The sequence below is a fragment of the Microbacterium sp. LB12 genome (genome assembly GCF_037150835.1).
Taxonomy (GTDB): domain Bacteria; phylum Actinomycetota; class Actinomycetes; order Actinomycetales; family Microbacteriaceae; genus Microbacterium.
Map to the genome: position 1 here is coordinate 71890 of NZ_JBBCPF010000013.1, position 10091 is coordinate 81980.

A 10091-nucleotide genomic window follows, 5' to 3' on the forward strand; every position below is an offset into this window, starting at 1 on the left:
ACCCTCCAAGATCGAAGGATCCACAGTGAAGATCTCCCGAATCGCACGTATCGGCGCCATCGGCGCGGTCGCCGCTCTCGCTCTCGCCGGCTGTGCCGCGAACGAGGCCGGCTCCGGTTCCACCGACGCGCCCACCTCCAGCGCCGAGGCCCTCACCGGCTCGCTCGTCGGCGCCGGCGCCTCGTCGCAGCAGGTCGCCATCCAGGCGTGGACCGCCGAGTTCCAGAAGACCAACCCCGACGCCACGGTCGAGTACGACCCGCAGGGCTCCGGCGGTGGCCGCGAGTCGTTCCAGCAGGGCGCCGTGAACTTCGCCGGCTCCGACCGCGCGTTCAAGACCGATGAGATCTCGGCCGGCGGCTTCGGCGCCTGCGTCGACGGCTCCGACATCGTCGAGATCCCCGCCTACATCTCCCCCATCGCCATCGTCTTCTCGCTGGACGGCGTGGATGAGCTGAACCTCGACGCCGAGACCATCGCGTCGATCTTCGCCGGCAAGATCACCAACTGGAACGACGCGGCGATCGCGAAGGACAACCCCGACGCCAAGCTCCCCGACCTCGCCATCACGCCCGTCCACCGCTCCGACAAGTCGGGCACCACGGGCAACTTCACCGACTACCTCGCACAGACCGCGGGCGACGTCTGGACCGCGGGCAGCGTCGAGGAGTGGCCGGCCGACCTCGCCGGCGAGTCCGCCGAGAAGACCTCGGGTGTCGCCAACGCCGTCAAGGGCGGCCAGGGCCTCATCGGTTACATCGACTCCTCACAGGCCACCGACTTCTCGTCGGTGAACGTCAAGGTCGGCGACACCTTCGTCGCGCACTCGGCCGAGGGCGCCGCGAAGACGCTCGACGCCTCGAAGATCGAGGACGGCCGCACCGCCGGCGACCTCGCCTTCGCGATCGACCGCACCACGACCGCCGAGGGCGCGTACCCCGTGCTCCTGGTCAGCTACCTCATCGGCTGCGCCGAGTACGAGGACTCCAACGTCGCCGCCCTGACCAAGGCGTTCTTCACCACCGCGATCAGCGCCGAGGGCCAGGACGCCGCCGCGACCAACGCCGGCAGCGCCCCGATCTCGGACGACCTGCGCACGCAGGCCCAGGCTGCGATCGACCTCATCAAGTGAGTCAGTGACGGTCTCCGGGATGCCACACGGCATCCCGGAGACCGTCTGCTCGCGTCAGACACCCGATCTCCACTGAGCAGGAAGCAGCCCCCATGACAGCCACGACCTCGCCGGCGTCGACGCGCATCGTCGCGAAGAAGCGCGCCGGTGACCTCTGGTTCTCCGGCACGGCCGTCGCCGCCGGCTCGATGATCATGATCACGCTCGCCGCGGTCGCGATCTTCCTCGTCGTGCAGTCGATCCCGGCTTTCACCGCGACGTCCGAGGACGCCTCGCTCCTCAAGACGAACTTCTGGGACTACGTCGGACCGCTGCTGTTCGGCACGGTGTGGGCGGCCTTCCTGGCGCTCCTGCTCGCCGTGCCGCTCTCGCTCGGCGTCGCCCTCTTCATCACCCACTACGCACCGCGGCGCCTGGCGCAGGGCCTCGGCTACGTGGTCGACCTCCTGGCCGCCGTCCCCTCGGTCGTGTTCGGCCTCTGGGGCATCCTGGTCCTCGCACCCGCCGTCCAGCCGATCTACGTCTGGCTGAACGCGAACGCCAGCTGGATCCCGCTCTTCGGGGGCGTCGTCTCCCCCACCGGACGCACGATCCTCACCGCCGCCATGGTGCTCGCGGTCATGGTCGTCCCGATCATCACCGCCATCTGCCGCGAGATCTTCCTGCAGACCCCGCGCCTGCACGAGGAGGCCGCGCTCGCCCTCGGAGCCACCCGCTGGGAGATGGTCCGCATGGCCGTGCTTCCCTTCGGCCGCTCCGGCATCGTCTCCGCCTCCATGCTCGGTCTCGGCCGTGCACTCGGCGAGACCATGGCCGTCGCGATGGTGCTCTCGGTCAGCAAGGCCGTCACCTTCGAACTGCTCACCTCCACGAACCCCTCGACGATCGCGGCCAACATCGCGCTGACGTTCCCCGAGGCGTACCAGATCAACATCAATGTCCTCATCGCGACCGGTCTGATCCTGTTCGTCGTGACGTTCGCGGTGAACGCGCTCGCACGCTGGTTCGTGAACCGCCGCAAGGAATTCTCGGGAGCGAACTGACATGACCGTGACCGCCCCTGAAACGCCCCGCACGCTGGGTGCGACCCGCTCCACGGTCTCGCTCACCTCGGGTCACCTCCCCCGCTGGTCGCCGTGGGTGCTGCTCGCCATCTCGCTCCTCGTCGGTGCCACCCCATTCGCCATCGAAGCGCTCGCAACCGGTACCGCGCTCAACTACGCCGGCTCCATCATCTTCGGCGCCGTCATCTACCTGGTCCTCATCTACGTGATCTCGCGCATCATCGAGGGCCCGCGCAAGGCGATCGACCGCCTGATCACGGGCGTCGTCACCTCGGCGTTCGCGATCGCGATGGTGCCGCTGATCTCGGTCGCCGTGACCGTGGTCGCCAACGGCCTGGCGCGCTTCGACGGACTCTTCTTCTCCTCGTCGATGCGCGGTGTGCTCGGCGAGGGCGGCGGCGCCCTGCACGCCATCATCGGCACACTGCTGGTCACGCTCGCCGCCGCGGTCATCTCGATCCCGATCGGCCTGATGACGGCCGTCTACCTCGTCGAGTACGGCAAGGGCGGGCGCATGGCCCGCACCATCACCTTCCTCGTCGATGTGATGACGGGCATCCCGTCGATCGTCGCCGGTCTGTTCGCCTACGCCGTGTTCGCCCTCATCTTCGGACCGGGTGTGCGCATGGGCATCGCGGGCTCGGTTGCCCTGGCCGTGCTGATGATCCCCGTCGTCGTGCGCTCCAGCGAGGAGATGCTGCGCCTCGTGCCGAACGAGCTGCGCGAGGCGTCCTACGCACTGGGCGTGCCGAAGTGGCTGACCATCGTGAAGGTGGTCCTCCCCACCTCGATCGCCGGCATCACGACGGGCATCATGCTCGCGGTCTCCCGCGTGATCGGCGAGACCGCACCGCTGCTGCTCACCGCGGGCTTCACCGACGCGATGAACTACAACCTGTTCAGCGGTCGCATGCAGACCCTCCCGGTGTTCACGTACTCGCAGTACGCCTACCAGGGCATCCCCGCAGAGGCGTACGTGGAACGCGCCTGGGCCGCCGCCCTGACCCTCATCATCATCGTCATGGTGCTCAACCTGATCGCGCGCCTCGTCGCCAAGATCTTCGCACCCAAGACCGGCCGCTGAGCCTCGACCCGACAAGCAAGGAACTGCAGTGTCCAAGAGCATTGAAGTCAACGACCTGAACGTCTACTACGGCGATTTCCTCGCCGTCGAGGGCGTCTCGCTCGACATCGAACCCCGCAGCGTCACCGCGTTCATCGGCCCGTCCGGATGCGGCAAGTCGACGTTCCTGCGCACCCTGAACCGCATGCACGAGGTGATCCCCGGCGCACGCGTCGAGGGCCAGGTGCTGCTCGACGGAGACGACCTGTACGGTGCGACCGTCGACCCGGTGGCCGTGCGCCGCCAGGTGGGCATGGTCTTCCAGCGGCCGAACCCGTTCCCCACGATGTCGATCCGGGAGAACGTGCTCGCCGGGGTGAAACTGAACAACAAGCGCATCTCGAAGTCGGACGCGGACGCCCTCGTCGAGAAGTCCCTGCAGGGCGCGAACCTGTGGAACGAGGTGAAGGACCGCCTCGACAAGCCGGGCTCCGGTCTCTCCGGCGGCCAGCAGCAGCGTCTGTGCATCGCCCGCGCGATCGCCGTCTCCCCCGACGTGCTGCTGATGGACGAGCCGTGCTCGGCGCTCGACCCGATCTCGACCTACGCGATCGAGGAGCTGATCGGCGAGCTCAAGACCGAGTACACGATCGTGATCGTGACGCACAACATGCAGCAGGCGAGCCGCGTGTCGGACAAGACCGCGTTCTTCAACATCGCCGGCACCGGCAAGCCCGGCAAGCTCATCGAGTACGACGACACCACGAGCATCTTCACGACCCCGTCCGTGCAGGCCACCGAGGACTACGTCTCCGGACGCTTCGGATGAGCTGACGCGCACGGGAGGGTGCCCGCGGACTTCGGTCCGCGGGCCCTCTCCTTTCATCGGCTCGGGGTATCGGTCGGCGCGGCGTCAGTCGCGCGGAGACAGCAGGTAGCGGTTCAGGTCAGCGCTGAGGGCGTGATCGACCGGGAGCTCCACACCGTCGATCGCGGTGATCGGCGCGGCGAGTCGCACGCTCGACACCAGCCATGCGGCATCAGCACGCGGCAGATCCGACGCCGGGATGCGGTCGTACCCGACCTCGAAGCCCTGCGCCGCGAGGTGCTCGTACACGCTGAGCTGGGTCGTGCCGTGCAGGATGCCGCCGTTCGGTGCGGGTGTCACGAAGCGGTCGCCGAAGCGGAGGATCAGCGACGCGGTCGGTGCCTCCAGCACGAAGCCGTCGTTGGACAGGAAGATCGCGTCGTCCGCGCCGCGTCGGTGCGCCTCGCGGAGAGCGGCCATGTTCACCGCGTACGAGAGCGTCTTCGCGCCCAGCAGCAGCCACGGCGCGCGCTCGGCCGCACCCAGGTCGTATCCGCGGTCGAGGGTGACCACGCGCACGCCGTCCTGCCGGGCGGTGGTGAAGTCGGCGGCGGGGGCGGCCGTGACCCACGCGGTCGGCGTCGGCCCGTGCTCGACACCGCGGCTCAGGATGAGCTTGATGACGGACTCGCCGTTGTCGAGCTGCGCGGCCGCGTGGTCGATCGCCTGATGCCACTGGTCGAGGTTCGGCACCGGCAGGTCGCACAGGCGCGCGGAATGCGCGAGGCGCTCCAGATGCGGAACCACCTCCTGCGCATGGCCGTCGACCACGCCGATCGACTCGAACACGCCGTCACCGCGCTGCGTGCTGAGCTCGCCGACGCTGAGCGCCGGAGCCGCGGCATCCACCTGCGTGAACGTGTCGGCGTAGTCGGATCGCGGCTCGTCGGCGGCGACAGGATCGATCATCAGGGCAAAGCGCCGGGTCATGATCCGAGCCTAGAGGGCGGGGAATACCGGCGCCCGCATCGCGTTACAATTGAACGGCCGGGCCGCATAACCCCGGGCTCCATTTTTCGCCGCTACGAGCGGCCTTCCGCCGAGAGGCGTTCTTGCGGCCCGGTCTTCTCATCTCCGGCAACCGCACCCGGGCCTCGATGCTCAGGCCAGGGCGTCCATCCGCCACAGCACCGCCGCCGCCGCGAGATCCTGTCCGTAGCTGCTCAGCCGCAGCGCGCGCGTGGTCAGCTCGCTGGCCCGCGCGGGCTCGGTCGGCTCGTAGTCGTCGGCCGTGTGGGTCGCCCCGGACGCCTGCACCCGGCAGAACGCGGCCGCACGATCGAGCGCCACGGCGAAGTCACCGCGGAACGCGCCGCGCAGGATCGTGTCGATGAGCGCGACCAGCTCATCCGGGCTCGCGGGCACCGGCGCGCCCGCGATCAGCGCATCCGCCGAGGGCAGCTCGGTCCGGCCGCGGTCGTAGAGCAGCGCGGGCGTGCGGGGGTCCGCATGGATGGCCAGCTGCAGCACGTACAGACGCCAGAGCGAGCCGGGCAGAGTGCGCGAGGGGGCCTTGGACCAGAGCTCGGCGATCTCGTCGATCCCGTGCTCGGCGGTGAACGCCACGAGACGCTCCGCACTCGCACCGCTCTCGTCGGCACGCACCCGTGTCAGCAGCGCCGATGCCGTGGCATGCGCGATGCGTGTCTCCTCCGCGGGATCGTGCGCGCCGACGATGTTGTCGAAGGCACTCGTCGGGCGGCGCACAGGGCGGTTGTACTGCTCGGGCATCCCTCCAGGGTACGCGCGATCAGCAGCGCTCACGCCGTGGGGATCACGACCACCGGGTCGGTGGTGGGCTGACCGGTCGGCGAGCCGCCGGCCTGCTCCACGGTGACCGCGATGGCGTCTCCAGCCTGCATGTCACCGTCGAGCAGTGCGGTCGCATCACCGTCGTTCACGTCGAAGACGCCGGCCGAGACGGGCGCATCGCCGCGGACGAACCACAGCTCGTACGTCTGGCCCTCGCCCGGTGCCGGGATGCCGTCGGCGACCAGCACGGCCTTGCCGACCGAAGCCGACCAGTGCGCGGTCGCGGTGCCGCCGTCCAGTGCCACGGTCGACTGCTGGGCGTCTCCCGCCGCCTCGATCTCCTGCAGCGCCACGACGCTCGCGGGAGGAGGGTTCAGCTGCTGGTTCAGCGCGACCGCACCGATGCCCACTCCGACCAGCACGGCCAGGCATGCGGCCAGGGCGAACACGGTGCGCGCCCATCGACGCGGCTTCGGTGGAGCGGTCGCCGGCGTCTCCTCCACAGGCGGCGCGAGCCTCGACGCAGAAGGCGCATCGTCGATCCCGCCGTCCTGCGGCGTCACAGCGATCTGCGCGAGCAGTGCGGCGCGGATCGAGGCCGGAGCGGTCACGGGCTCGACCGGGTCGGAGAGCAGCGCGGCCGTGGCGGTGTCCGCCGCGACGATCGTCCGCCACTCCGGATGCTCGGCCAGAGCCGCACGGAAGCGTCGTTCCTCGTCTGCCGACAGCGAATGCAGCGCGGCACCTGCCGCGAGCTCCGCGAAGTCCTTCTCGTTCATGCCGTCACCCCCATCGCCGTGCGCAGACGGGTGAGCCCGTCTCGCATCCGTGTCTTGATCGTCCCCAGCGGCGCCCCGACGAGGGCCGCGATCTCGTTCTGACTGTAACCGCCGTAATACGCGAGGACGAGTGCTTCGCGCTGCGCCTCGGGAAGCCCCGAGAGCGCTTCGACGACCTTCCCTCCCTCGATCCCCAGTTCGACCTGCTCCGCGACACTGTCGTGCGCGACGCCGATGTCCTTGAATCCTGCTCGCACGTCCCGGTCGGCGCTCGATTGCGATGCTCGCACCCGATCGACGGCCCGACGATGAGCGATCGTCATGATCCACGCTCGTCCCTGACCCCTGTTCGGAGCGAAACGCGAAGCGGATTGCCAGATCTCCAGGAAGACCTCCTGCAGCACCTCCTCGCTCTGCGCGCGGTTGACCAGCACGCGGAGGATGAGTCCGAAGACGCGGGAGGAGAGGGTGTCGTAGAGGGCCGCGAAGGCAGCCTGATCACCGGAGGCGACGCGGACGAGGAGGTCGGCGACAGCATCCTGCGTCGCTCCGTCCTCGGGAACGTCGAACCCATCGATGACCATCTCCACAAGCATGCCGCATCTCCTCCCGCATCACGTGCAGACGTCACCCGAACGTGAAGGAATAGACCTCGATCCCGGATGGCACCTCGAGCGTCAGGGTGCCCGCGGCGATGTCCTTCTGCTTCACGAGCTCGTAGGAGCGCGGTGTGCCGTCGATCGTGATGGTCTCGGTCGAACCGTCGTCTCGGCGGACCTTGATGTCGCCCGACCCGGCGACCACGATCCGCACCTCGGCGGCGTGATAGTCGAGCTTGACCTCGCCCGCGTCTGCTGCGGGCGTCGCGAACTGCGTGTCGACCTTCCACTCGCCGTCGAGCGCGAAGCTGTCGGCCGGCTGCTTCTTCGGGAATGCGAAGGTGTCGGTGCCGGCGCGGTAGTCACCCTCTCCGCCGTAGTTCACGTCCTTCGACGCGCCGAGGAACGTCTCGCGGGTGGTCGACCCCACATCCGGGGTGTCGTCGGCGACCTCGGTCGCGGCGGGCAGCTTCACGGACGGATCCGCGTCCTTCAGCAGCTCCCGGATCATCGACTCGGTGGCGGCGTAGTTGCCCTCGCCGAACGAGATGTGCCGCACCGTGCCGGACGCGTCAATCAGGTAGTGGGCGGGCCAGTAGCGGTTGCGGTAGTTCGTCCACGTCGACAGGTTGTTGTCGAGCGCCACGGGATACTCGATGCCGAAGTCGCGCGCACCGGCGGCGACGTTGCCCGGATCCTTCTCGAAGGCGTACTCGGGCGAGTGGATGCCGATCACCTCGAGACCCGCGTCGCGATATGCCTTGTCCCACGCGACCACGTGCGGGATGGAGCGCTGGCAGTTGATGCAGGAGTACGCCCAGAAGTCGATCAGCACGACCTTGCCGCGCAGATCCTTCAGGTCGATGGCCTCGCCGTTCGGGGTGTTGAGCCACTCCTGGATGCCCTTGATCGACGGGGCGGTGCCGCACGATTCGAGCTGCTCCGCACCGTTGGTGCACTTGTCGAGGTCCTTGTTCTCGTCGTTGACGAGTCCGCCGAGGTCGAGGGCGTCCTGCACCTGCTGCGAGTCGGCGATCTGCTCCTGCAGCGGCGCCGTGTAGTCGGGGAGCAGCCGTTGCAGCATCTGCGGCACGTTGAACACGAGTCCCACGGCGAGCGCGATCATCGCCACACCCGCGGCGATGCGCAGCCCGCGCTCCTTCGAGCGGAAGGAACGGATGCGCTCGACCACGCTGCGTCCGGCGAGCGCGAAGATCAGCAGCGGCACGGCCACGCCGATCGCGAACGACACCGTCAGCAGGACGGTGCCGATGCCGATCTGCCCGGTCGATCCGGCGACGATGATCGCGGCCAGCACGGGACCGGCGCACGGCACGAACACCGCGCCGAGCGCGAGACCGACGCCGAAGCCGCTCCCCCGGTTCTTCACCTCGCGCTGCCCGAACCTCTGGAAGGGACGTTCGAGGATGTGCTGGAACCGCGGCACGATCAGGCCGATGCCGATGATGACGAGCACGGCGATGCCCACCCAGCGGACGATGTCCTGCGGCAGGTTCAGCAGGCCGAGGAGCAGCGAGCCGCCGAGCGTGACGAGCGTGAAGCTCAGTACCAGCCCGGCGATCACGAAGTAGGGCCGACTGCGCCGGGTGGGGACGACTTCATCCTCGTACTTCGCCGATTGCGCACCTCCCGTGAGGAAGATGACCGGGAGCACGGGCAGGATGCACGGCGAGATGCCGGTGATGAGCCCGCCGAGCAGGCCGATGATGATCAGGTCCATGAGGTCCCCACTTCTGTCAGGGACTGTTCGCTCCGGGGGCCTCATCGGATTGGAATCGATGGCTTTCGGAGATTTCTCGGATTCATCCCATCCGATCGTCCGGGGGCTCCGAACAGCACTCGACGCCACGGAGAGGCCGTGGCTCAGTTCTGAAGGAGCTCGACATGTTCAGCACCAAGAAGAAGGTCACCGCGGCACTCACCCTCGGCCTGGCGAGCGCGTTCCTGCTCTCCGCCTGTTCGATGGGCAGCACCACCGCAGAGGAGTCCTCCACCCCCAAGGCCCCGGAGACGTCGGCGTCGACGCCGATGGAGATGGATCCCGCTGCCAACCTCGTCGGACCCGGTTGCGCGGACTACGCCAAGGCCGTACCGGACGGTGCAGGTTCCGTCCAGGGCATGTCCCAGGACCCGGTCGCGGTCGCGGCATCGAACAACCCGCTGCTGAAGACCCTGGTCGCAGCGGTGAGCGGACAGCTCAACCCCGACGTCAACCTCGTCGACACGCTCAACGGCAGCGAGTTCACGGTGTTCGCACCGGTGGATGACGCCTTCGCGAAGATCGACCCGGCCACCATCGATGCTCTCAAGACCGACAGCGCGACGCTGACGTCGATCCTGACGTACCACGTGGTCCCCGGCCAGATCGAGCCGGCTGACATCGACGGCATGCACAAGACCGTGCAGGGCGCCGACCTCGAGGTGACCGGCAGCGGCGACGACCTCAAGGTCAACGGCGCGAGTGTCATCTGCGGTGGAGTGCAGACCGCGAACGCGACCGTGTACCTCATCGACACGGTTCTGATGCCCCCGGCTTCCTAAGCCCGGGATGGCCGGGAGGAGGACCCGGCACGCGCCCTTCTCGGGGCCGGGGGAGGTTCCCGGGGAGGGAAAGGGGCCGTCGGCGGTGCTGTGTCGCCGACGGCCCCTCGTCGTGCGCACTAGACTTCTTCGGAGGGGCCTCTAGCTCAGCCCTGATCCACCGTCGCGATTCGGTTGAGCCGCGTTTCGCTTTTCGTTGAGTTGTTTCGGCGGGCGGGCGTGCGTGTTCTGCCAGCCGGGGCTCTGGCTTATCCACGTCGATCTCCGGTTCG

General features: G+C 68.4%; 10 protein-coding genes. 5 read left to right on the forward strand and 5 right to left on the reverse strand.

The window, feature by feature from the left end:
• Positions 1-25: 25 nt before the first annotated feature.
• The 4 genes from pstS (at position 26) to pstB (ending at position 4088) form a co-directional block, all read left to right on the forward strand.
• Positions 26-1132, forward strand: a complete 1107-nt coding sequence (pstS, locus tag WFM69_RS17580) for a phosphate ABC transporter substrate-binding protein PstS (protein ID WP_337006953.1) — start codon at positions 26-28, stop codon at positions 1130-1132.
• A 92-nt stretch (positions 1133-1224) separates the two neighbouring features.
• Positions 1225-2175 (forward strand): phosphate ABC transporter permease subunit PstC, encoded by a 951-nt coding sequence (gene pstC / locus WFM69_RS17585; protein ID WP_337006955.1) that lies wholly within the window; start codon positions 1225-1227, stop codon positions 2173-2175.
• A 1-nt stretch (position 2176) separates the two neighbouring features.
• Positions 2177-3280: a phosphate ABC transporter permease PstA gene (pstA, locus tag WFM69_RS17590; protein ID WP_337006957.1), complete on the forward strand. Its 1104-nt coding sequence runs from the start codon at positions 2177-2179 to the stop codon at positions 3278-3280.
• A gap of 28 nt (positions 3281-3308) precedes the next feature.
• Entirely contained in the window at positions 3309-4088 is a 780-nt protein-coding gene (gene pstB / locus WFM69_RS17595) for a phosphate ABC transporter ATP-binding protein PstB (RefSeq protein WP_337006959.1), read from the forward strand.
• 84 nt (positions 4089-4172) lie between these two features.
• On the opposite strand, the gene WFM69_RS17600 is transcribed toward pstB, so the two are convergent.
• The 5 genes from WFM69_RS17600 to WFM69_RS17620 form a co-directional block, all read right to left on the reverse strand.
• The gene (locus WFM69_RS17600; protein ID WP_337006962.1) at positions 4173-5057 is read right to left on the reverse strand and encodes an aminodeoxychorismate lyase; all 885 of its coding nucleotides are present in this window, start codon (positions 5055-5057) and stop codon (positions 4173-4175) included.
• A gap of 171 nt (positions 5058-5228) precedes the next feature.
• Positions 5229-5858 carry a DNA-directed RNA polymerase subunit beta gene (locus WFM69_RS17605; RefSeq protein WP_337006964.1) on the reverse strand — a complete coding sequence of 210 codons (630 nt, stop codon included), beginning with the start codon at positions 5856-5858 and terminating at the stop codon, positions 5229-5231.
• Between the two features lie 29 nt (positions 5859-5887).
• Positions 5888-6658 (reverse strand): anti-sigma factor, encoded by a 771-nt coding sequence (locus WFM69_RS17610; protein WP_337006966.1) that lies wholly within the window; start codon positions 6656-6658, stop codon positions 5888-5890.
• Positions 6655-7254 (reverse strand): ECF RNA polymerase sigma factor SigK, encoded by a 600-nt coding sequence (gene sigK / locus WFM69_RS17615; protein ID WP_337006968.1) that lies wholly within the window; start codon positions 7252-7254, stop codon positions 6655-6657. The genes WFM69_RS17610 and sigK overlap by 4 nt, the downstream gene beginning before the upstream one ends.
• A 31-nt stretch (positions 7255-7285) precedes the next feature.
• Positions 7286-8998 carry a cytochrome c biogenesis protein DipZ gene (locus WFM69_RS17620; protein ID WP_337006969.1) on the reverse strand — a complete coding sequence of 571 codons (1713 nt, stop codon included), beginning with the start codon at positions 8996-8998 and terminating at the stop codon, positions 7286-7288.
• Between the two features lie 164 nt (positions 8999-9162).
• Between WFM69_RS17620 and WFM69_RS17625 the strand changes: the two genes are divergently transcribed.
• Positions 9163-9819, forward strand: coding sequence for a fasciclin domain-containing protein (locus WFM69_RS17625; protein ID WP_337006971.1), 657 nt, complete (start codon positions 9163-9165; stop codon positions 9817-9819).
• The last annotated feature ends 272 nt before the right edge of the window (positions 9820-10091 follow it).

Bases quoted from the DNA above. Each gene is read 5' to 3' on its own strand.
- pstC (WP_337006955.1), top strand. From the start codon at position 1,225: ATGACAGCCACGACCTCGCCGGCGTCGACGCGCATCGTCGCGAAGAAG.
- pstA (WP_337006957.1), top strand. From the start codon at position 2,177: ATGACCGTGACCGCCCCTGAAACGCCCCGCACGCTGGGTGCGACCCGC.
- WFM69_RS17600 (WP_337006962.1), bottom strand. From the start codon at position 5,057: ATGACCCGGCGCTTTGCCCTGATGATCGATCCTGTCGCCGCCGACGAG.
- WFM69_RS17605 (WP_337006964.1), bottom strand. From the start codon at position 5,858: ATGCCCGAGCAGTACAACCGCCCTGTGCGCCGCCCGACGAGTGCCTTC.
- WFM69_RS17610 (WP_337006966.1), bottom strand. From the start codon at position 6,658: ATGAACGAGAAGGACTTCGCGGAGCTCGCGGCAGGTGCCGCGCTGCAT.
- sigK (WP_337006968.1), bottom strand. From the start codon at position 7,254: ATGCTTGTGGAGATGGTCATCGATGGGTTCGACGTTCCCGAGGACGGA.
- WFM69_RS17620 (WP_337006969.1), bottom strand. From the start codon at position 8,998: ATGGACCTGATCATCATCGGCCTGCTCGGCGGGCTCATCACCGGCATC.
- WFM69_RS17625 (WP_337006971.1), top strand. From the start codon at position 9,163: ATGTTCAGCACCAAGAAGAAGGTCACCGCGGCACTCACCCTCGGCCTG.